A 21,725-nucleotide genomic window follows, 5' to 3' on the forward strand; every position below is an offset into this window, starting at 1 on the left:
TGTGAGTAGAAGTGGGACTGTGCAAAGAGGTGGGACATCCGATAACCTAACCGCGGATGAACTCCACTGACGGGCCGTGTACGGCGATGGTCGTTCCGGGGTCTTGACCACCGCCGCCCGCTGACTCTAGGAGAAATTATGAGCGTCGATCTTCCGCAACGCCAAGCGCGCTTCAGCGCGCAGGCCCGGCTCCGTGCACTACAGGCCGAGATCATGGACCTGATTCTTGAGCGTGAATTGGAGTCCGGCGATCCCCTCCCCACCGAAAGTGAGCTGTCTGCCGAGCTCGGGATCGGACGCAACACGCTGCGGGAGTCCCTCAAAGTGCTCCAGGCGCTGGGCGTCGTCGAAATCCGCCACGGTTTCGGCATGTTCGTGGCCCCCAGCAATTTCGATGCCCTGACGGACGGACTGACGTTCCGCGGCCGTCTCTCCCTCCGGCACGAGGGCAAGGAAGCCATCCAACTCGTCGACGTGCGGCAGGCGCTGGAATCGGGGCTGATCGGTGACGCAATGGATGTGATGACTCCGGACCATCGACAAGCCATCGAACAGACTGTGCAGCGGATGGAAGCTGCAGCACAGCGAGGCGAAGGTTTCGCTGATATTGACGAGGAATTCCACCGTCAACTGTTCGAACCGCTCAGCAACGAACTTCTCTCCAACCTCATGTCGGTCTTCTGGAAGGTCTACCGGAAGATCCATGCCGAGGTGGGCGGCGATACGGCCAACCTGATGGAAACCGCCGCCATCCACCGGGATATCTTCTCCGCCGTGCAGTCGGGCGACAAAGCGCTGGCATCTGAACGGTTGAAGCGCCACTTCGATGGCATCCGGGACCAGTTGGCGAAGCTCACCGCGCACTGAACGCCACGGGGCGGTGAAGCGCAGCGGCGCTGAACGTCACCGGGCGCAGAAGCGCAGCGTCACCCGCGTTGGAACTTCACACCCGCCGAAACCGCAGCGTCACCAACTGGAAGGGTCGCAGCGAGAGAGCAACACCGCCGTCGTCGGTGGTTTGGACGCAGTCCGCCGAAACCGGCCGCTCCAACAGGTCCGTGGCAATCACGGAGGAATACTCAAAGCCGGCCGAAAGCACCACCGAAGCCCGCCCTCCGAACGCCTCATACAGCCGCACCACAACATCACCGCTCCGGTCCTCGGCCAGCTTCACTGCCTCCACCACCACTGCTGGGTTGGAGACCGTCAGGACCGGCTCAACAGTTGAAGACCCCACGCCGGCCACCGTACGCACCGGCAGATTCAACCGATAGCCCTCCGCAACCGCCTCAGCGATTCCGGACGACGGCCGCAGCGAAAACTCGAAGGTATGCGCTCCCTGGTCAGCCTGCGGGTCCGGAAACAGCGGCCCCCGCAACAGCGACGCACGAAGCAGCGTGTGGGGAACACCGGACGGCGACTCCGCCCGGGTGACGTCATAGCCGTACGTCGAATCATTCGCCAGCGACACCCCAAACTCGGGCTCCCCCACGTGGACCCAGCGGTGCGCCACCGTCTCAAACCGCGCAGCATCCCAGGACGTGTTCGTGGCCGTCGGTCGCTGGATATGCCCGAACTGGATCTCCGACGCCGCACGATCAGCCAGCACATCCACCGGGAACGCGAGTTTGAGGAGCTTTTGCTGCTCATGCCAGTCAACCTCGATCGACAGGTTCACCGCGGTGCCGTCAGCACTCAACGAAATCCGCTGAACCAGCCGCGACTTCCCGAACACCCGCTCCACCCGCAACACGGAACCGACCGCATCAACGGACGCCGCCTCGGTCAGCTCGGTGACATTGAACTTGTAATGCTCATCGATATCCCAGGCGTCCCACTGATTCGGCGTATCCCGGAACAGCTGGAACACGTTGGCGCTCGTGCCCGCGGGGATGACTTCCCGCCCGCCGGACGCACTCAAGCCGTCAACCACCAAGGAGGTGAACAACCCGTTCTCATCAACCGTCAGCCGCAGGGATTCGCTTTCCAACACCCACGAGGACCCCTCGCGTGCCGGTTCATAAACAGCCGACGACGACGGCGCCGCACCTCCCAGTGCAGGCACACCCTCCACACGATAGGGGCCGGCATTCAGGGCGGCTGTCGCTGATCCGTCGCCCAGCAGCGCCTCCAACGACGCGCCGATCAGCGACTCCAGCGAAGCCGTAACCGCCGCATAGTTCCGCTCGGCCTCCTCATGGACCCAGGCAATCGAGGATCCCGGCAGGATGTCATGGAACTGCTGCAACAGCACCGTATGCCAGGCGGTTTCCAGCTCGTCATACGGGTACTCGAACCCCGATCGCACGGCAGCAATCGTGCACCACAGCTCCGTCTCACGCAGCAGGTGTTCACAGCGACGGTTGCCTCGCTTGGTCCGCGCCTGCGAGGTGTACGTGCCGCGGTGGAACTCAAGGTACAGCTCACCGGACCATACCGGTGCATCCGGATACTCGGCGGCTGCCTCCGAGAAGAACCGTGCAGGAGAAGACAGCGTCACAGTCGGCGACCCCTCGAGGGAAGCGGCGCGGGCAGCAGCGGCGAGCATCTCCCGGGTGGGTCCGCCACCGCCGTCGCCCCAGCCGAACGGGACCAGCGAGGTGTTGGCGGCGCCCTTCTCCCGGTAGTTCCGCTGGGCGCGGGCAAGATCGGGTCCGCTGAGATCCGAGTTGTAGGTGTCCACCGGCGGGAAGTGCGTGAAGACCCTCGTGCCGTCAATGCCCTCCCAGTTGAAGGACGAATGCGGGAACAGGTTCGTCTCGTTCCACGAGATCTTCTGGGTGAGGAAGTACTCCGACCCCGCCGCCCGGACAATCTGCGGCAGTGCAGCCGAGTACCCGAAGGAATCCGGCAACCACACCTCCAGCGGCTCCACGCCGAAGTTCTCGAGGAAGAAGCGCTTACCGGCAACAAACTGCCGCGCAAGCGCCTCGCCGCCCGGCATATTGGTATCCGACTCCACCCACATGCCGCCGGCCGGCGCGAACTGCCCGGACCGGACCTTCTCCGCGACCCGCTCGAACAGTTCCGGATAGGACGATTTGAGCCACGCGTACTGCTGCGCCGACGAAGCAGCAAACACAAAGTCCGGATTGCGGTCCATCAGCTCAAGCACGTTGGAGAACGTCCGGGCCACCTTGCGCACTGTCTCCCGGACCGGCCAGAGCCAGGCGCTGTCGATATGCGCATGGCCCACCGCGTGCAGCCGGTGCGCACTCGCGTGCGCAGGCGCAGCCAGCACCGCAGCCAGACACGCGCGGCCCGCCGATGCTGTCCCGGAGATATCCGTTGGGTCGACGGCGTTGACGGCCTTCTCCAGTGCGCGCAGGATCTCGTGCCGGCGCGGCAGGTCAAAGGGCAGCTCATGCATGAGTCCGTTCAGCGTCCAGACATCCTGGCCCAACTCCCACGCCTCGCGGTCGAACAGCGCCACCTCCGCGCGGCGGAACGTGTACAGCGGATCCGAACCCGCAGTGGACAGCGAGCCCAACGGAGTGGGCTGGTAATCGAACCCGTCAATGACATTGGGGTTGGACGCCGCCTCAACATAGAACTCGACGGCGGTGCCCGGCGCCGCGTCCAGCGGAACCCACATGTTCAGCGGCTCCAGTGCCTTGATCACCCGCCCGTCCGGTGCATACACCAGCCCCTCGGCCTGGAAGCCCGGCATGATCGTGGAGAATCCGAGGTCAATCACGGCCTCAAGCTGGTGCCCGGAAGTGACAGACCACTCCTCCGGCACGGTCGCGTTGAAGCGGAACCAGGTGGTTCCCCACGGTCGCCCCCACATGGAGCCCACAACGAACGGCTCGAACTGCTCGGCGACGACGGAAGAGAACGGCACCGGTTCCCCCGGCGCCTGCCAGGCGGAAATCTCGAGCGGCACGGAGACCGGCCAGACCGCAGGGGTCAGCCGCTCGGCAAGGAATCGGGCGATTCGCGCCTCGACGAGAAGTCGATTGTCATGCATGAAGCTAACCTTTCAGGGCGCCGGACATGGCAAAGGAGCCACCGAACACACGCGAAACGAGGATGTACAGGACAATCACGGGCAGTGCATAGAGGATCGAGAATGCGGCCAGCTGCCCGTACGCGACCGTCCCGAACTGCCCGAAGAACCGGAAAATACTTACCGCTGCGGGCTGGTTTTCCTGCGAGAACAGCAGGATGAACGGCACAAAAAAGTTCCCCCACGCCTGAATGAACACGAAGATGAACACGACGCCGAGTCCCGGCCGCATCAGCGGCACCACAATGTGCCACAGCGCTTTCATGGCGGACGCGCCATCTACCCACGCCGCTTCCTCGAGTGACACCGGCACTGAATCCATGAAGTTCTTGGTCATCCAGATGGCCATCGGCAGGGACGTCGCGGCGAGGAAAAACGTGGTCGCGGCGAGTGAATCCAGCAGGTTCAGCTGCACAAACAGGCTGTACACCGGAACCATGATCGCCGTAATCGGCAGGCAGGTGCCAAACAGCACGGTGTAGAGGAACGGTCGGTTGAACCGGGTGTTGAAGCGGGACAGCGGGTAGGCGGCCAACACTGCGGCAATCACGGTCAGCGCCGCCGATCCACCGGACAGGATGAAGCTGTTCCACAGCGGCACAAACGTCTGTTCCGGCGTCAGAATGGCGGTGAAATTGGCCAGCGAGAAGGACGCCGGCAGGGCAGTCTCGTACGTCGCTTCAGCATCGAAGGACGCCAGCACCAGCCAGCTCAGCGGCACCACGAAACACAGGGCGATCACGGCCAGAACAACACTGGCGCTCCAGCTGGGCGCCCCGCGGCGCAGGCTGCGGGCACCCTGGCGGACGCTGCGGGACCGCTGCGAATCCGGGGGCGCCGCCGTCGTCGTCGTACTGGAAACCGGCCCGCTCATGAGGGTTTCCTCTCGCGCAGCAGGCGGATGTACGCGAGGGAGAACGCGGCGCCGATGATCAGCATGACCACCGCGATCGCCGTGCCGTAGCCGATGTCGCTGTAACGGAAGGCTTCCTCGTACGCCATGATCGGCAGGGTGGTGCTCCGGTTGGTGGGCCCGCCGGCGGTCATCACGTAGATCAACGTGAACACGGCGAGGGTCTGCAGCGTAATCAGCATCAGGTTGGTGGCGATGCTGCGCCGAATCATCGGAACCGTGACGAAGACCAGCGTCTTGGCCCCGCCCGCCCCGTCGATTTCCGCAGCCTCGGTGATCTCCTTCGGCACGTCATTGAGCGCCGCCTGGTAGACCATCATCGAGAACGCGGTCCCCCGCCAGATGTTGGCGAGAATGATCGCGAGCATCGGGTGCTCAAAGAGCCAGTCCACTGCCGGCAAGCCCGCAAAGCCGGTGATTTGATTCAGCGTCCCGTCCCGGAAAAAGAACGCGTACGCAACAAAAGCTGCCACAATTTCCGGCAGCACCCACGCTGCCACCACACATACGCCGACGACGGCGGCAACCGCCTTGTGCGCCCGCTGCATGAGCAGCGCGAGGCCGAGTCCGAGGAAGTTCTGCCCGATCACCGCCGACACCAGCACAAAGACAACGGTGAGCAGCAGTGACTGCGGAAAGAGCGGGTCCGCAAAGAGGGTGGTGTAGTTCTCCAGGCCGATCCACTCGGGGTTCTTCGCGTTGGGGCCGGTCAGGGCGGCGTTGGTGAAGGACCCGTAGAAGGACCAGACGATCGGCCCGGCCAGGAAGATCCCGATGAGGATGATCGCCGGCGCGAGGGGTATGAGCTTCAACGCCGATGCCAGGGAGCGGGAGGCCCGTCCGTTACGCTCCCGCTCCTGGCTGTTGTTCCCGCTGCCGCCGCGGCGCGCGGCGCCGGAGGACGAACCGCGGGAAGTGACCGTGGAGGAGATGGCTACTCCTCGACGACGTTCTCTTCGCCGACGATCGCCGTCAAGGCCTCGTCGTACGTTGCAGCCGCTTCTTCGGGAGTGGCTCCGCCGGTGATGACGGCTTCGGTGGCTTCCTGCACCGCCGTCGAAATCTCGGCATAGTTGGAGGTTGCAGGCCGGTAGTTCGTAACATCAAGCACCGCCGAGACATCCGCCACGAACGGGTTCGCGTCAAGGTACTCGGGCGCTTCGGCGATATCCGTACGCACAGCAATCTGCGAGCTGTCCACCGTGTACTGCAGCAGGTTTTCCTGGCTCATGGCGGTGGTGAGGAACTCGAAGGCCAGGTCCGGATTCTCCGCACCCGCACCGACGGCCAGCGTCCAGCCGCCGGACATGCTCGTGGCTCCGGGCTCCTGACCGTTCTGCGTGGGGAACGGCGCAACGCCCATGACGTCCGCGTACTCCGGCCACTCGAACATGCCGCCTTCCTGCCAGAACGACGGCGCATAGGAACCTTCCACCGTGGCTGCCATCTGGTTTTCCGGCAGCATGGTGCCGAGGACTACCTGCCACACGTTGGGATCGAGGGCCTCGGCCGGGGTAACGGCGTATTCCTCGTCATAGAGAGTCTTCAGGAACGCCAGCGAATCGACGAAGCCCTGGGATCCGGCAATCCACTTCGATGACTCGTCATCATAGAGACCGCCGCTTTCAGTGCCGTAGAGCAGCTCGTAGAAGCTCTGCATGACGGTGCCCTCACCGGTGCCCGTTCCCGCGTACATGCTGAACGGCCGTGAATCAGGCTGCGCTTCCTTGACGGTACGTGCCATTTCGAGGAGGTCGTCCCATGATTCGGGCTGCCAGGGAACCTCGATCCCGGCGTCCTGGAGCACCTGCTTGTTGTACCAGATGACCCGGGTGTCGGTGCCAAGCGGCACCGCGTAGGTGCCGCCGTCGTCCGCCTTTCCTGCTTCTTTTGCGCGCTCGTTGAAGGCGTCCCACTCATCCCAACCGGCTAGGTGTTCGTCGAGATTGAGCAGATACCCGGCCTCAACGTCGGAGCGGAGGCGGAAGGTGTCCTCATAGAAGACGTCCGGAGCGGTATCCGGCGAGCGCTGCGAGAGCGCAAGGCGGGTGTTGTAGTCCTCATCGGTGCCCTCGACCGGCTCAAGTTCCACGGTGACGCCCTCATTGGCGGCCTCGAACTGTTCCTTGGTCGTCTGCATGAGGGTGTCCAGCGGAGAGGCCTCGCCGGCCTTCTGGTAGATGATCCGCAGGGTGTTGTCCGCGGCCTCCTCCTCTCCGCCGCCGCCTGCGCAGCCGCTGAGGACGAGGAGCGCGGCGACTGCCGCTGCTGGGAGGGTTCGAGAGGCGCCGCGCATGGTTTCTCCTTTGAAACTTAGGCATCGGGAGACTTCCGATACCGGAAATAGTACATCGAGTGGATTTAACCCACAATCCCCCGGTTGAATGAGCAGGACATGCCCTCCATGGCCAACCATTCAGGGCGTGTCCTGCCAAATCAACGGTGGTGGAAACCAGCCTAGAGCCTGCCGCCTACAGTTCCGCGAGCAATCACGGTGCGAATCCCCCGAGTGAGCTTGCGGCGCTGCGCATGGCACATGCGCTGGACCGACTACCCCGGACGGTAGCAAAAACCGGGCGTAGCAGTGAGGTTAGCTACAGGATTGCGGCTCACCATTCGGCAGTTCTGTTCCTGCGATGCGCCAACCGGTTCCGTCCCAGATCATGGTGTAGTCAATGAGCCAGTTGGAGCAGGTCTGGCCATCCACAGGTGCGTGCTCGGCACTCTGCTGGGTCTGCAGCGCAACCTTAGTGACTATGGAGTCGCCGACGCCGGTTACTTCAAGCACGTCAAGATCTGTCCAATAAGAGGAGCCGAGGTCTTGGCTCCATTCGGTGACGCTACCGAAAATTGCTTGCAGTTCCGGGGAGAACTGCTCGAAGGCCGCTTCGTAGGCACCCCGGTTGATTCCTTGGCCATGTAGCAGCAAGGCTTGACCTATATTGTTCGCCTGATCATGGTTTGAGTTGACGGTCATGGGGAAGGTCCCGGAGTTCGGGGCCGGTGCAACCCCGCAATCCACCGGCGCCATCTGCACCCCTCGGGTCCGCCACTCCTCCACTGCTTCGGCTACTCTAGGCGCGGTTACGGCATATCCGGCTGATTGTTGGTTGGGGTTGTACGCGCTGACCACGCCTGTGACCGAACCATCCTGTCCGAGCAGCGGACCGCCACTATTTCCTGGATTCACAGCCGCATCAGTTCTAATCATGTCGCCGATGAACCCGACCCCGAAGTTGATGTCCCTGTCGAGCCCACTCACAACTCCGAGCGTTAACGTGAGTGATTCGCCGCCCGGGTAGCCCAGGGTTGCCACCTCGGTCCCGATGCTGGGTTCGGTCGGTTGGAATGCGAACTGGTGCCCGCTGACTGCAGTTTCCGTCCTCACCAAGGCCAGGTCCGCTAGAGCGTTGAAGCCCAGGACGACGCCGCGGACTGAGGTCGATCCGTCAAAAGAGACAGTTATGGCCGAAGCTTGGTCGACCACGTGCGCCGCGGTAACCACCAGATCTGGGGCAATGAGGAATCCAGTGCCTGTTGAGCTGCTCTCACAGCCGGTGACGCTCAGTTGCCCCACCCCAGACTGCACTTCGTCCACCACTTCAGGCCATGTCATCGGCTCAGGAGCTGACGACGTCGAAGCAGGCAAAGAAGCGGGCGCCGTCGGGCTCGGAGGAGCCGGCGTACTTGGCTCCGCGGGCGGCGGTGACGAAGATATCGGTGGAGGAGCCGGTTCGCTCGTCGGCGAGGACGCATCAAGTACGCTACATCCCGTGAGTAGCAACCCAAGTAGAGACGAACCTATTACGGTGCTGATAAATGGTCGAGCGACCACCTGCCCATTCATCAGACTGAACACACGCTTGTTGTCTCCCGTGCACCGAGAGCGCTCTGTCTGGACATCCTGGACTCCTCAAACTCGTGGGTAGGAAACCATTTCAGTCGTCCTACCTCGCCGTAGCAGTTCGCTAAGCCTTACCACCGCTTCACTGGGAAAAGGTTGCAGGAGCGGGAAGGGCCGGGTATCTGAGCCCTCCCGCAAAGTGCTGCGCCGACCCTCACCAACCCAGGGCAACACAGCTACAGTTCCGCGAGCAACTCCTTCATCTCCTCGATTTCCGCCTCCTGCGTTTCGACGATGTCTTCGGCGAGCGCAATGGCCTCAGGGTTCTCGCCGTTCTCGATTTCCTCCTGTGCCATGTCCACGGCTCCGTTGTGGTGAGCGGTCATGGACTCGAGGAACATGCGCGCTGCCTCCTCGCCCTGGGCGACCTCAAGCTCACCCATCTGGTCCTCGCTCAGCATGCCGTCCATGCCGTCCTCGCCGTCAGCAGATTCCATGTGGTGGCCCTCAACCGGCTCTCCCCAGGCATCGAGCCAGCCTGTCATCGTCTCGATCTCGGGCGCCTGGGCGTCCTTGACCTGGGTGGCCAGCTCGGTGATCTCGGGGCTGAGGCCGTCCTTGGCGAGAACGACGTCACTCATCTGAACCGCCTGCTCATGGTGGGGAATCATCATCTGCGCGAACATGACGTCGGCGTCGTTATGCTCCCCGGACACCTCACTGCCGGATGAGCCGGCTGCCGATTCACCCGGATCGGCAGCCCCACAGCCGGCAAGCATGACGACGGCGGCAACACCGAGCGCTGAAAGGGATAGGTAACGCTTCATGATGGTCTGATCCTTCTGGTTCATTGGGTGATGCGGTCTGGGTTGAGGTCGATCCTGCGCAGCAGCTGCGCATTCAGCGCAACCACAATGGTGGAGACGCTCATCAGCACGGCCCCGGCCGCGGGCGAGAGCACGATGCCCGCAAAGGCGAGCACTCCCGCAGCCAGCGGAACGGCGAGGACGTTGTAGCCGGTGGCCCAGACGAGGTTCTGAATCATTTTCCGGTAGCTGGCCCGGGACAGGTCGATCATCGCCAGCACCGAGCGGGGATCATTTCCCGCCAGCACGACGCCGGCAGATTCCATTGCGACGTCGGTGCCCGCACCGATCGCAATCCCCACTTCCGAACGGGCCAGCGCAGGAGCGTCATTCACGCCGTCGCCGACCATGGCCACCTTGAGCCCGCGTGACTGCAGCTCGGCTACCTTGGAGTCTTTATCCTGCGGCAGCACGTCAGCGAAGACCTCATCGATGCCCAACTCGGCACCGACGGCCTCAGCCACCTGGCGCGCGTCTCCGGTGATCATTGCAACCTTGACTCCGCGATCCTGCAGCGCCTTCACGGCCGCCCAGGACTCATCCCGTACCCGATCCTCAAGCCGGAGCGCACCAATGATGGCACCGTCCCGGACCACGTGCAGCACCGAAGCGCCGCGGCCCATCCATTCCTGGACGGCGCCGCTCAGGTCCGGCGGCGTATCGAGGGAGAGTTCCCGGAGCAGGTTGGGGCCGCCGACAGCGATCTGGGAACCGTTGACTTCCGCCTGCACTCCCCGTCCCGTCATTGACGAGAACCCGGCGCCGCGGAAACCGAAGGCTACGGCGTCAGGATTGTCCGCCGCCGCCTGCACAATGGCACGGGCCACCGGGTGCTCGCTGTCGGATTCGGCAGCGCCTGCCAGGGCCAGCAGTTCGGCCTCTGCAACACCGCCGGTGGCGGCGGCAGCGGTCACCGCGTGACGGCCTTCAGTGAGCGTGCCCGTCTTGTCGAACAGCACGACGTCGATGGTCCGCATCCGCTCCAGCGCCATCCGGTTCTTGATCAGTACACCGCTCTTGGCCGCGCGCTCCGTGGAGATGGCAATGACCAGCGGAATCGCCAGGCCGAGGGCGTGCGGGCAGGCGATCACCAGCACGGTCACGGTCCGGATCACCGCGTCATCCGGGCTGCCGAGCAGCAGCCAGGCGATGAACGTGAGGATGCCCGCGATCAGCGCGAAGTAGAACAGCAGCGCCGCCGCACGGTCCGCGAGTGCCTGCGCCTTGGAGGAGGACGCCTGCGCCTCTGCGACCAGGCGCTGGATCCCGGCCAGGGTGGTGTCCGCTCCGGCAGCGGTGACGCGCACCCGCACGGCGTTGTCCGTTGCGACTGTGCCGGCAACCACCATCTCGCCGGCAGCGCGGGAGACGGTGCGGGACTCACCGGTGATCATCGACTCATCGAACTCGGCGGCGCCGTCGACGATGTCGCCGTCGGCCGGAACGCGGGCACCGGAGCGGACCAGGACTATATCGCCGTTAGCGAGCGAGCTGACCGGCACAGTTTCGATACCGGCGTCGGTCACTTTGTCCGCCTCATCCGGCAGGAGTGCTGCCAGAGCGTCGAGGGCGCCGGCGGCTGAGCCGAGGGCACGCATTTCCATCCAGTGCCCCAGCAGCATGATCACCACCAGCAGAGCGAGTTCCCACCAGAAATCGAGGTTGAAGTTACCGATCCCAAGCGTGGTGATCCAGGACGCGATGAAGGCAACGCTGATGGCCATGGCAATCAGCAGCATCATGCCGGGCTGACGGGACTTCAGCTCGGAAATGCCACCCTTGAGGAACGGTGCGCCGCCGTAAAAGAAGATGACCGTGCCCAGGATCGGCGAAATCCATAGGGCGCCAGGGAAGTCAGGGAGCGTGTAGCCGACGATCTCGGCGAACATGTGGCTGAACAGGACAACGGGAACGGCCAGGATCAGGCTGATCCAGAACCGGTTCTTGAACATAGCGGTGGAGTGCCCGGCATGCTGGCCATGCGTATGCACTTCGGAATCGGCGTGGGAGGAATGGTCGAGGTGTTCCGGCGTTTCATGGTCCGCGACCTGCGCACCCGCGTGACCTGAAGTCTGGTGTTTCATGATGATTCCCTTCGGCCCTCGAGAAAAGCCTTCCGAGGGACCTGGAAAGTCAGGCGTTGATGGAGGAATGTTTGGCCTGTCGCTGCACACGAACCGAACGTGGCGACGGCCGCATCGAATGACCTTCAAGGAGTATGCGGCCCGGTAAGCGGGCTCGGACTTTCTGACTCCGGTACCAGTAAACTATACCCCCAGGGGGTATCTGCCAACCCCGGAAGTTTTGCGCACCTACGGCGACTTCCACGGCATGCGAAGTCGCCGTAGGTGCGCAAAAATCAATGTGAGTCTTTACGTGGCTGGTCTGGGACTAGCTGGCAGTGTTGGTGCCGGTCGTTCTGCCTGGTGCGCGACTCGAAAAAACAATTGCCCCCTCTGAGGGTGCATTTCCCCCGACTTGTCCGCGCTGGGTGGAGCGGCCGGCGTTGACCTGTCCCACGACGGTGGCTTGATTAGAAGCTTGCCCAGCCCCTCGCGGTTGTGGCTCATCACAGTATTGCCTCGAAGTGACTCTTCCCAGGTCCAGCGCCGGTCGTGATGCGACCAGTCTTGCCCGTTCGAAAGGAAGGAGGGTGGCCGCGTTGACTATCGTTGCGCAGACCCGCCCATTCGTAATCGGCGTGGACTGCCACGCCCGCACACACACGCACGCCATCATCGAGGCCAGCACCAAGCGACAGGTCGCGTGCGAACAGTTCCCGACCACCCCGGCAGGGATTTCCCGCGCACTCGCCTGGGTAGGCCGACGGACCGACGGCGACATGGCCTGTCTATGGGCTGTTGAGGGTATCGGCTCCTACGGGGCACGTCTGTCCAGGGCAGTAGCCGACGCCGGCTACGACGTCGCCGAAGCTCCCCGGATGAACGCCCGAGGGCGCCGGGCGATCGGCAAATCCGACCCGCTGGACGCCGCCGCCATCGGAACCGCAGTCACCGGCTTAGAGGAGTCCCGGCTCCGAGCCCCTCGCCGGGATGAAGGAACCCGTGCCGGACTCAGGATCCTGAGCGCAGCACGGGATCAGTTGACCCGGGAACGAACAATAAATGTCAATGCACTCATCGCCTTACTCCGGGCACACGATCTGGGAATCGACGCCCGTAAACCTCTGGTTCACGCCCAGATCGCCACGATCACCAGATGGCGGGAACGACAGGAGCAGATCGAACTATCGATCGCGCGCGAGGAAGCAGTACGGTTGGCGCGCCGCGTTCTCGAGGTGACCACCCAGCTGACTGCGAACCACAAGCGCATGACAGAGCTGATCCAGCAAAGCCCCGCGGCGCCGCTGCTTGAGATGGTGGGCGCCGGGTCTGTCACAGTCGCCACCGTCCTGACAGCTTGGTCGCATCCAGGAAGGGTTCGCAGCGAAGCTGCCTTCGCCTCACTGGCAGGAGTGAATCCCTTGCCAGCCTCAAGCGGCAACACTGTCCGACACAGGCTCAACCGGGGCGGTGATAGGCGCCTCAACCGGGCCTTGCACACCATCACCATGCCCCGGATGGTCCACGACCCCGGAACACGGGACTATGTAACCAGACGCACCGAAGAAGGCCGCAGCTACCGTGAAATCCGCAGGTCCCTCAAGCGCTACATCGCCCGAACGCTCTACCGCCAACTCAACTCCCTTTACGCCACCGCGGAACCAACCCCATCCCACGTTGCCCGGGCAGTCGGTTCAGGTGGTGCCCGGTAACGGATCCTTCCCCGGACAGTTCGCGAGGTCTTAAGCGTGCCGGACGCGCGGCATTCACCAAAAAGGGTCCTGCCGTGGGTGAGGATTGAGCCATGGCAAAGCACATTTGGGGCTTACCCGCGGCGGTCCACGAGCTAACTTGGCCCGTGCCGGTGATCCGAAGTGCATCTTCGTGAAGCAGATCAGGCTTCGCTATGCCGGAGCGTGTCGGGTGTGCGGTGCCTCTCTTCCGGCCGGGACACAAGCTCTCTATGAGAACGAGTCGAAGACCGTCAGGTGCCTAGAGTGTGCCACCGAAGCTTTGGAACCGACGGCCCCGATCTGGAACCACCTTGTGATGACCCGTCGCCCACTGAGTCCGGAGTGGCCGGCTCCTCCGCCCGACGTGAATACGAGCGTCGCAAAGCGAAGGACGAGGAAAAACTCCGCGAGAAGTGGGGTCGATTCGGTGGCCTCGCAGTCGCCCTCTCTGACGAGCGCCAAAGCACCAAGGCTTGGGATCGAGGCGCGATCGGCAAGGAACGCCTCGGCGCTCGGCTCGATGCCCTGGCCGCCGACGGCCTTGCGGTCCTTCACGATCGCCGCATACCCGGGTCGACGGCTAACATCGACCACATCGTCATCACTGTCGGTGGGATCTGGGTGGTCGACGCCAAGCGATACAAGGGACGGCCTGAGCTGAAGATCGAGGGCGGCATCCTTCGTCCGCGCGTCGAGAAGCTGCTCGTCAGCCGGCGTGATTGCACGAAACTGGTCGATGGGGCGCTCTGAGCTGACGGCGCGGATCGCAGAGTTGGAACGTCAGGTAGCGGGTACGGGGGAGCGGCTTGAACAGGCACGGTCCGCCGAGCGTGAAGCGGCAGCCGCAGCGACCGCGTCGGGCACCCGGGCCGCGGCCGCGGAGGCCAGGGCAGCCGCGCTCCAGGAGGCCCATGACGCACTGCTGCAGCGCATCATTCCGGAGGTCCTGCGGGAGGCACCAACCGAGGGTGAGTAGGGGTGGCCCAGGGCGAAAAAGATTGCGGTGAGAGCGTCAGGATCCTTACCGCGTTTGCCCCCGGCTTGGGGTCCCTTCTGATGATGATCTTTGCCGGAGCCCTCATCGTCGCGGCAATCACCACCTCCGGACTCGCCGCTACCGCCAAACGCGTTACACCACGCAAATGGACTTGACCAGAACGAGGAACTGCTCCAACATCTCTCCCGCTCGGCTGGGAACACATCAACCCCACCGGCGACTACACCTGGAACAGCCCCCGCCAACCGAAACACGGCAAACTCAGGGCGCTACGTCACCCGAAATCTGCTTAGCGTGTTATTTATTCCGTTTCGTGAGCTGGCCACGGGTTCCGCGCCCGGTCCCCCGAGCTGGCCGACCCGGCCGGGTGATCTCCCGGCCGGGTAAGATCGCCTGCGTCCAGGTGCCGACACCTACCCCGGCCACGCCGTCGCCGGCGACTGTTCCTCAACTGCAGCCGATTCGGTGACGGGTGGCGGGGATCCTAGCCGGCGTAGGGGTCGGCGATGCCGGTGTACTGGGTGTAGAGGTATTCCTCGATGCCTTCGAGGCCGCCTTCGCGGCCCAGGCCGGACTGCTTGACTCCGCCGAAGGGTGCCGCGGCGTTGGAGATCACGCCGGCGTTCAGGCCAAGCATGCCGGTCTCAAGGCGCTCACCCATGCGCAGCCCCCGGTTCAGGTCACGGGTGAAGACGTAGGCCACCAGCCCGTATTCGGTGTTGTTGGCCAGCCGGACAGCCTCGTCTTCGGTGGAGAAAGTGATGATCGGGGCGACGGGGCCGAAGATTTCCTCCGCCAGAATCCTGGTACCCTCCGGGACGCCGGTGAGGATGGTGGGCTGGTAGAAGTAGCCGGGGCCCTCTACCGGCGCGCCGCCCAGGACCGCCTTCGCGCCGGCGTCGACGGCTTCGGAGACAAGTTCGTGGACCTTGTCCCGGCTCTTCGCATCGATCAGCGGGCCCACTTTGGAATCGGGTTCGGTGCCGCGGGCCGTGGTCATGTCCTTCATCTTTGCCGCGAACTTCTTCGCGAACTGGTCGGCCACGGATTCGTGCACGATGAAGCGGTTGGCCGCGGTGCAGGCCTCGCCCATGTTCCGCAGCTTGGCCGCCATGGCTCCGGTGACGGCGGTGTCGAGGTCGGCGTCCTCGAAGACCAGGAAAGGGGCGTTGCCGCCCAGTTCCATGGAGGTGCGCAGCACGTTTTCGGAGGCGTCGGCGAGCAGGCGGCGTCCCACTTCGGTGGAGCCGGTGAAGGAGAGCTTGCGCAGCCGGGAGTCCTTGATCAGCGGCCCGGTGGTGGCCCCCGCCGTGGAGGTGGGGATGACGTTGAGTACACCGGCGGGCAGGCCGGCTTCATGCATGACGGCGGCGAAGAGCTGGGAGGTCAGGGGCGTCAGTTTTGCTGATTTCAGCACCATGGTGCAGCCTGCGGCGACGGCGGGGGCGATCTTGCGGGTGGCCATGGCCAGCGGGAAGTTCCAGGGAGTGATCAGCAGGCACGGGCCCACCGGCTTCTTGGTCACGAGCAGCCGGGACTTGCCGTCCGGCGAAACAGAGTACCGGCCAAACGCCCGTACTGCTTCCTCGGAGAACCAGCGCAGGAACTCCGCACCGTAGGTCACCTCGCCTCGGGCTTCGGCTAACGGCTTGCCCATTTCCAGGGTCATCAGCAACGCGAAATCCTCGGCCCGTGCGGTCACCAGCTCAAAGGCCCGGCGGAGGATCTCCCCGCGTTCGCGCGGCGGCACCTTGGCCCAGGATTCCTGGGCCGCAGCGGCAGCGTCCATTGCCGCGGCGGCGTCGTCGGCGCCAGCGTCGGCGATGGTCAGTAGCACTTTGCCGGTGGCGGGATCCTCGACATCGAACGTCTTTCCCGACGCGGCGGGCCGCCATTCGCCGTCGATGAGCAGCCCGGTGGGAATGGAAGCAAGTAGTTCGGTTTCTTGCTGGGTGGTTGTCATTTTGTCTCCGAAGTTCTTTATGGCCCGGTGTGAAGGCGTCTGCTGTCAGGGGCCGAGCGGCGAGAAGTCAGTGGCGGCCAGGTAGACCGATGAGATATCCACGGTCAGTTCGCCATTCGCGACGGACGCTGCGCGCGCAGTCACCCATCGGGGATCGTTTTTAAATTCGTTCCAGTTTGAGTCAGGGTCGCCGTCATGCCGCACCAGGTAGATGAGTGTGTCCGGGTCTTCAGCGGATAGCCAGTAGCCGATGGCGTGGATGCCGTGGTCCGGGAGAAGCTTGGTGGTGTGATTGCGGAAGCGCTCCAGGAGCGCCTCCATCTTTCCCGGTGCTGCGGTGTAGGTCCGTAGCTCAAAGGTCACGGTTGTTTCCTGTCGTTGATGACGGTAGCGAGAACCGGGGCGCCCGACACCGGTCGCCGGCAGGAGGGGAGCTGCCGGTGACCGGTACCGTGTCTGCCGGCACGGCCCTTAGCTGGAGTGTTCGTGATCGGTGTCGAACATGATGACCTGGCGGACTGCTTTCCCGTCGGCCAGCTGGTCCATGGCGTGGTTGATATCGGCCAGATTGATGCGGGTGGTGATGAGTTCTTCGACGGGGAGTTTACCTTCGCGCCAGAGCTGGGCGTATTTGGGGATGTCACGGGCGGGTACGGCGGATCCGAGGTAGCTGCCGATGATTGTCCGGGCTTCGGCGGTGATGGTCATGGGCGGGATCTGGGCGCGGGCGTCCGGTGAGGGGAGCCCGGCGGTGATGGTCGTCCCGCCCACGGCGGTCGCGGCGAAGGCAGTTTCGAAGGCCCTGGGGTTTCCTGCGCATTCGATGACGTACTTGGCCTTTATGCCCTCCTCAAGCACCTGCTGGGGAGTGTAGGTTTCGTGGGCGCCGAGGCGGCGGGCGTGCTCAAGCTTGTCCTCAAGCGTGTCTACAGCGACGATGCGGGAAACGTTCTGGGAGATGGCAGTGATCAGGGCGGCCATTCCTACGCCTCCGAGCCCGACGATCATGATGCTGTCTTCGGGCTGGGGTCGGGCTGCGTTCAGCACGGCACCACCGCCGGTGAGGACGGCGCAGCCTAGGACGGCGGCGATCTCGGGGGGAACGTCATCACCGACGGGTACGGCAGAGGCCCTGTCGACGACGGCATGGGTGGCGAAGCCTGAAACGCCGAGGTGATGAAAGATCTTCTCGCCGTCGCGGGTGAGGTGCGCCGAGCCGTGCAGGAGAACGCCTTCTCCGTTTGTTTTGGACCCTGCAGTGCAGGGCAGCCGGCCGTCCTCGGCACAGTTCGCGCATTCCTCGCATCGGGGGAGAAAAGACATGACCACACGCTGGCCCGGGCGCAGGTCATTGACCTCTGAGCCGACTTCTACAACACGGCCGGCCGCTTCGTGTCCAAGCAGCATGGGTACGGGGCGTACCCGGTTTCCGTCGACGACGCTCAAATCCGAGTGGCATATCCCTGCCGCTTCGAGCCGGACGAGGATTTCGGTGGGGCCCGGCTCTCCCAACTCAAGCTCCGAGATGGTGATGGGCCGGGACTCGGCGAAGGGACGGGGACGGCCTATTTCTTCAAGAACTGCGCCGGTGATCTTCATTTGTCTGTTTCTTTCCGAAGTTGCTGTGTGGTTTGGTCAGCTTGTGTCTGGCGAGGTGCCGCCGGTTTGAACGTCGCTTCCGCGATCTGACCTGCGAGCGGATCTCCAGCGCGCAGGGGGGCGTTCGCGAACGCTCCTTCGTGGGCGAGGACGGGCCTGCGGTCCCCGGCAAGCTCGGGGTATTTTTCTTCAAGCTTTTCCCGCTTGGACATCAGCCCGTGCCAGCCCCGCACCATTTCCGGGTCTCCCCGCCCGATTCCGTGCCACGTGTTGGGCATTTGTTCACGGGAGGGCCCGGGATCCGCAGTGCCTGCGAGCCTGATGGCTGACGGAACCCTGCCGGTCGGCGCCCCGCATGCGCGGCAGGGCGGGGTGTCGTCGAACATCGACTTCAGTGCAGCTTCGAACCGGTGGCCGCCGGTGCATTTCACGTCGTAAAGGATCATGGCGCTTAGGAGTAGTAGCCATTGGGAGCGAGCTTGAGGGTTTTGCGTTGCTCCGCGTCATGGCCAAAGATGACATCCGCGTTGGTGCGCTCGGCGATACCGCGGAGCTTTTCCACCGATTCGAGCCACTTCAGGTTGTCCCACACGATCGCCGCCCCGACGGCCGGCGGCCCCCAACTCGCTCCGAGATAGACCGCGTCGGAGGTAAAAATCTTGGTTCCGTCGTTGGGAAGATCAACCTGCAGCGACATTGTGCCCCAGGTATGACCCGGGGTGGCGATCACGCTCACGCCTGGAAGGATTTCGGCGTCGCCGGAGACCGGTTCCAGGTTCAGGCCGTCAAAGTCCGACACCAGGTGGGCGCCCTGGAAGGCCCCCGGAATGCCCCTAACGCCTTCGATCTCGTCGATGCTGGCAATAATCCTGGTTTTGCCGTTGTCAAACATCTTCGCGTTCGCCGCGTGGTCAAAGTGAAGGTGGGAGAGGACCAGGATATCGATATCACTGGGTTTCAGCTCCAGCTCCGCCAGCGCTGAATCAAGGTAGCCCGGGCCTGACGGGTCTTCCTTGACCGGGAAGAAGTCCTGGAACCCGGTGGGAGCCCAACGACTCTCCCAGTCACGGGGAACCCCCGTGTCCCAGAGCACCCGGCCTTCGGGATGCTCGATCAGCACAGCATGGGTGGGGCAATCTCCCCACGCCGGCGGGGCAGTCTTGTGGTTGCGGTCCATGATTGTTGTCCCACCCTTGAGCAACAGCCAGGTGTGATCACACTCCATGACCCCACTGGAGAGTACGTGCAGTTTCATATCGTCACCCATGACGATCCTTTCCGTTGGGAATCTCTCCATCGAGAATATGTGGCGGGTCACACAAAACCTATGTCGGTTGTGGCCATTACATACGATCCCGGCAGGGCGTTCTGCACTCTCGTGGGGTAGTTTTGACAGGAATGTAAGGAGATAGGCATGGAAACCACAGGTCTGTGGCTCGAACGCATCGAGGCCGGTATCACCGACGAGGACTTGTCCAAGGCGTTGGACGAGGCACTGGGCCGTCATGAAATCACGGCCCGGGCCGCCCAGGCCGCGCGCAGCATTAATGCGCTCCTCCGGGAACGACGGCAACGAGAGGACCTGCTCAGGGCCCTCCATGAGACCGCTACGGACCTGACGGGCATCAGGGACGTCGAGGCGGTATTGCTGGCAATCGTCAAGCGCACCCGCATCCTCGCCGGAAGCGACATGGCCTATATCAGTCTCAATGATTACGGGCGAAACGAGACGTACATCAGAAAATCCGATGGAGTCGCTACCGAGGATTACCGGACCATCCGGATGCCGATTGGAACCGGCGTTCTGGGTAAAGCCGCTGCCGGGCTCTCGCCCTTCCAGACGGTCGATTACCTCACCGATGATGCCCTCTCACACCTGCCACACATCGATGACATCGTCGGCAAGGAGGGAGTGCGGGCGATACTTGGTGTTCCACTGCATCTATACGGCAAAGTCATCGGTGCGCTTCTAATTGCCGACAGGAGGCCCCGGACGTACTCGCCTGAGCTTGTTGATCTAGTGGATACAATCGGCAAACATGCCGCTGTGGCTATCGACAACGCCCAGAGCTTTGCGGAGGCCACCTCAGCGCTTCAACGTCTGGGAAATGAAAACCGCACAAGGCTCGAGGAGATGGGCGTCCTTCAAGGACTCGTCGACCTCGATGAACAGTTCATCGAGGTCGTGGTCCACGGAAGCGGTCTGGAAGGTTTTGCTGTCCTTTCCCGGCAGATTCTCGGCACGGACATCCTGATATTAGACGCAGCGAACGGGGTCCTCTACGAAGAACCCCGGGAATCCCTGCACCCGGGCTCTGCCTCGCTCAGTTCCCTGATCACGCGGGAGGATGACCGCCCGTCCTTCACATCAATCGTGGCCCAAGCCCTGGCTACCGGGCGCCCGCATATCTTCTCCACCACCCAGGAAGATCTTGTCCTGGTCACAGCCCAAGCCGGTCCGAAGCATCTAGCCACGCTCGTGGCCCGCGGTCCACTCACCGGAAGCCAACGCACGATCGCGGAACGGTTAGCCGTTTTCCTGACGGTTCTGCGGCTTTTTGATCAAGCAACACGGGATTCTGCACAACGGCTTCAGTTCGAAGTCCTTGATGATCTTCTCTCCGACCGGGATGTTCCTCTGGACCTCATCCAGCAAAGAGCGGCACGCTTCGGCGTCCCCCCGACCGGGGAAATGACAGTGGCAGTCTTTGATTCCGCAGGCGCAGACTATGCCCGGGTGGAAAAAACCATCCGTGAAGGGCTGGGGCCGGTGAAAGCGCTCATCGCCCGCCGCGGATCCCTCACGTACGTGCTGGCATCAGGAAGCAAAAACATCACCGATGCCGTTATGACGAAACTAAGGGAATCCAGAATCCCCACCACCGCCGGACACGCGAGTACAGCCAACGGACTTGCGGGTATAAAAAAGGCACACCGCCAAGCCGAACTCGCCCTCTCCAGCCTCCTAGTTCTCGAACGACACGGCGAACTCCTGGACGGAAACCACCTCGGGCACCTGGGACTGCTACTCGGCGCGGTCCACACTAACGGGGACCAGGAAGGTCTCTACTCACAGATCCAGCCACTCATCAACCACGACGCCCAGCACAAAACTGATCTGACCCGCACGGCCTGGACCTTCCTGGAAACAAACCACAACCTCGCCCGCACAGGGGAAAACCTCTTCATCCACCGCAACACCGCCAAACAACGCCTCGAACGCATCTCCCTGCTAATCGGAGAAGACTGGCTGGACCCCACCCGCCAGCTGGACAACCACCTCGCCCTCAGGATCTGGCACCTGAAAACCACTCGCAGAGCATCCCCTTAACAGCACGCTGGCCCTTTCACTCCCTCTTAGCGATCCTTCCACCCTCCATGAACGTGTCATTTCAAAAACAATCCCTTGCAGGCTGAAGGGGTGACAAATAGCGCTGCGAGTTACAGCTGACGGCCCATCACGAGAGTTGACGGGGCCGGGCCAGCGACCCCACGGAACTTGCACTCAAGCTACCGGAGGAAAGAGGGAAGGACTTCGTCCATCACATGCCTATTGAGCTGCCGCGGATGTGGAGCCCTGCCGGCCAGCAGGCTGCCATTTAGGACTACAAAAATCGGTCATATCGCGCCACATTGCACCCGACTCCTTTGCGGGAGTGGGAGCGGTGATGTCTCGAAAAGCAGTGCCCTTTTGTAAAGCTGGTGTCTTTCCTCAGCCCCGTTGAGAGCGCCCGGCGA

General features: G+C 63.2%; 17 protein-coding genes. 5 read left to right on the forward strand and 12 right to left on the reverse strand.

All coding sequences use genetic code 11. The annotated features are described in order from the left end of the window. The first annotated feature begins 138 nt into the window (after positions 1-138). Positions 139-867 (forward strand): FadR/GntR family transcriptional regulator, encoded by a 729-nt coding sequence (locus ACZ2GY_RS14330; RefSeq protein ID WP_346027409.1) that lies wholly within the window; start codon positions 139-141, stop codon positions 865-867. Between the two features lie 76 nt (positions 868-943). Here ACZ2GY_RS14330 and ACZ2GY_RS14335 read toward each other — a convergent pair whose 3' ends face one another. From ACZ2GY_RS14335 to ACZ2GY_RS14365, 7 genes are all read right to left on the reverse strand, one after another. Next, positions 944-3,970 (reverse strand): alpha-mannosidase, encoded by a 3,027-nt coding sequence (locus tag ACZ2GY_RS14335; protein WP_471672203.1) that lies wholly within the window; start codon positions 3,968-3,970, stop codon positions 944-946. 4 nt (positions 3,971-3,974) lie between these two features. Continuing rightward, complete coding sequence (locus tag ACZ2GY_RS14340) at positions 3,975-4,883, reverse strand: carbohydrate ABC transporter permease (protein WP_277357447.1); 909 nt, start codon at positions 4,881-4,883, stop codon at positions 3,975-3,977. Further along, positions 4,880-5,734, reverse strand: a complete 855-nt coding sequence (locus ACZ2GY_RS14345; protein ID WP_471672204.1) for a carbohydrate ABC transporter permease — start codon at positions 5,732-5,734, stop codon at positions 4,880-4,882. Before ACZ2GY_RS14345 ends, ACZ2GY_RS14340 begins: the two co-directional genes overlap by 4 nt. A gap of 122 nt (positions 5,735-5,856) precedes the next feature. Further along, entirely contained in the window at positions 5,857-7,218 is a 1,362-nt protein-coding gene (locus tag ACZ2GY_RS14350; RefSeq protein ID WP_471672205.1) for an extracellular solute-binding protein, read from the reverse strand. 294 nt (positions 7,219-7,512) lie between these two features. Further along, positions 7,513-8,538 carry a trypsin-like peptidase domain-containing protein gene (locus ACZ2GY_RS14355; RefSeq protein WP_471672206.1) on the reverse strand — a complete coding sequence of 342 codons (1,026 nt, stop codon included), beginning with the start codon at positions 8,536-8,538 and terminating at the stop codon, positions 7,513-7,515. A gap of 464 nt (positions 8,539-9,002) precedes the next feature. Then, a complete protein-coding gene (locus tag ACZ2GY_RS14360) occupies positions 9,003-9,593 on the reverse strand; it encodes a DUF305 domain-containing protein (RefSeq protein WP_277357468.1) in 591 nt (196 codons plus the stop codon). Between the two features lie 20 nt (positions 9,594-9,613). After that, positions 9,614-11,584, reverse strand: coding sequence for a heavy metal translocating P-type ATPase (locus ACZ2GY_RS14365; RefSeq protein WP_471673602.1), 1,971 nt, complete (start codon positions 11,582-11,584; stop codon positions 9,614-9,616). A 710-nt stretch (positions 11,585-12,294) separates the two neighbouring features. On the opposite strand from ACZ2GY_RS14365, the gene ACZ2GY_RS14370 reads away from it, so the two are divergent. The 3 genes from ACZ2GY_RS14370 to ACZ2GY_RS14380 all read left to right on the forward strand — a co-directional run bounded on the left by ACZ2GY_RS14370 (position 12,295) and on the right by ACZ2GY_RS14380 (position 14,404). Next, positions 12,295-13,407, forward strand: coding sequence for an IS110 family RNA-guided transposase (locus tag ACZ2GY_RS14370; RefSeq protein WP_471673603.1), 1,113 nt, complete (start codon positions 12,295-12,297; stop codon positions 13,405-13,407). 363 nt (positions 13,408-13,770) lie between these two features. Continuing rightward, entirely contained in the window at positions 13,771-14,178 is a 408-nt protein-coding gene (locus ACZ2GY_RS14375; RefSeq protein ID WP_471672207.1) for a nuclease-related domain-containing protein, read from the forward strand. Then, positions 14,165-14,404 (forward strand): hypothetical protein, encoded by a 240-nt coding sequence (locus ACZ2GY_RS14380; RefSeq protein ID WP_471672208.1) that lies wholly within the window; start codon positions 14,165-14,167, stop codon positions 14,402-14,404. Before ACZ2GY_RS14375 ends, ACZ2GY_RS14380 begins: the two co-directional genes overlap by 14 nt. Before the next feature lie 505 nt (positions 14,405-14,909). Here ACZ2GY_RS14380 and ACZ2GY_RS14385 read toward each other — a convergent pair. The 5 genes from ACZ2GY_RS14385 to ACZ2GY_RS14405 form a co-directional block, all read right to left on the reverse strand. Further along, positions 14,910-16,388, reverse strand: a complete 1,479-nt coding sequence (locus ACZ2GY_RS14385; RefSeq protein WP_471672209.1) for an NAD-dependent succinate-semialdehyde dehydrogenase — start codon at positions 16,386-16,388, stop codon at positions 14,910-14,912. 45 nt (positions 16,389-16,433) lie between these two features. Continuing rightward, entirely contained in the window at positions 16,434-16,751 is a 318-nt protein-coding gene (locus tag ACZ2GY_RS14390) for an NIPSNAP family protein (protein WP_471672210.1), read from the reverse strand. Positions 16,752-16,859: 108 nt separating this feature from the next. Beyond that, the gene (locus ACZ2GY_RS14395; RefSeq protein ID WP_471672211.1) at positions 16,860-17,987 is read right to left on the reverse strand and encodes an alcohol dehydrogenase catalytic domain-containing protein; all 1,128 of its coding nucleotides are present in this window, start codon (positions 17,985-17,987) and stop codon (positions 16,860-16,862) included. Next, positions 17,984-18,433, reverse strand: a complete 450-nt coding sequence (locus tag ACZ2GY_RS14400; protein WP_471672212.1) for an FmdB family zinc ribbon protein — start codon at positions 18,431-18,433, stop codon at positions 17,984-17,986. Before ACZ2GY_RS14400 ends, ACZ2GY_RS14395 begins: the two co-directional genes overlap by 4 nt. Before the next feature lie 5 nt (positions 18,434-18,438). Then, positions 18,439-19,254: an N-acyl homoserine lactonase family protein gene (locus ACZ2GY_RS14405; RefSeq protein ID WP_471672213.1), complete on the reverse strand. Its 816-nt coding sequence runs from the start codon at positions 19,252-19,254 to the stop codon at positions 18,439-18,441. Positions 19,255-19,401: 147 nt separating this feature from the next. Here ACZ2GY_RS14405 and ACZ2GY_RS14410 point away from each other — a divergent pair, with 147 nt between their 5' ends. Beyond that, positions 19,402-21,318, forward strand: a complete 1,917-nt coding sequence (locus tag ACZ2GY_RS14410) for a helix-turn-helix domain-containing protein (RefSeq protein WP_471672214.1) — start codon at positions 19,402-19,404, stop codon at positions 21,316-21,318. The last annotated feature ends 407 nt before the right edge of the window (positions 21,319-21,725 follow it).

It is taken from the genome of Arthrobacter sp. KKT183 (assembly GCF_055657625.1).

Bases quoted from the DNA above. Each gene is read 5' to 3' on its own strand.
- ACZ2GY_RS14330 (WP_346027409.1), top strand. From the start codon at position 139: ATGAGCGTCGATCTTCCGCAACGCCAAGCGCGCTTCAGCGCGCAGGCC.
- ACZ2GY_RS14335 (WP_471672203.1), bottom strand. From the start codon at position 3,970: ATGCATGACAATCGACTTCTCGTCGAGGCGCGAATCGCCCGATTCCTT.
- ACZ2GY_RS14340 (WP_277357447.1), bottom strand. From the start codon at position 4,883: ATGAGCGGGCCGGTTTCCAGTACGACGACGACGGCGGCGCCCCCGGAT.
- ACZ2GY_RS14350 (WP_471672205.1), bottom strand. From the start codon at position 7,218: ATGCGCGGCGCCTCTCGAACCCTCCCAGCAGCGGCAGTCGCCGCGCTC.
- ACZ2GY_RS14355 (WP_471672206.1), bottom strand. From the start codon at position 8,538: ATGACATGGCCTGAAGTGGTGGACGAAGTGCAGTCTGGGGTGGGGCAA.
- ACZ2GY_RS14360 (WP_277357468.1), bottom strand. From the start codon at position 9,593: ATGAAGCGTTACCTATCCCTTTCAGCGCTCGGTGTTGCCGCCGTCGTC.
- ACZ2GY_RS14365 (WP_471673602.1), bottom strand. From the start codon at position 11,584: ATGTTCAAGAACCGGTTCTGGATCAGCCTGATCCTGGCCGTTCCCGTT.
- ACZ2GY_RS14380 (WP_471672208.1), top strand. From the start codon at position 14,165: ATGGGGCGCTCTGAGCTGACGGCGCGGATCGCAGAGTTGGAACGTCAG.
- ACZ2GY_RS14385 (WP_471672209.1), bottom strand. From the start codon at position 16,388: ATGACAACCACCCAGCAAGAAACCGAACTACTTGCTTCCATTCCCACC.
- ACZ2GY_RS14395 (WP_471672211.1), bottom strand. From the start codon at position 17,987: ATGAAGATCACCGGCGCAGTTCTTGAAGAAATAGGCCGTCCCCGTCCC.
- ACZ2GY_RS14400 (WP_471672212.1), bottom strand. From the start codon at position 18,433: ATGATCCTTTACGACGTGAAATGCACCGGCGGCCACCGGTTCGAAGCT.
- ACZ2GY_RS14405 (WP_471672213.1), bottom strand. From the start codon at position 19,254: ATGGGTGACGATATGAAACTGCACGTACTCTCCAGTGGGGTCATGGAG.
- ACZ2GY_RS14410 (WP_471672214.1), top strand. From the start codon at position 19,402: ATGGAAACCACAGGTCTGTGGCTCGAACGCATCGAGGCCGGTATCACC.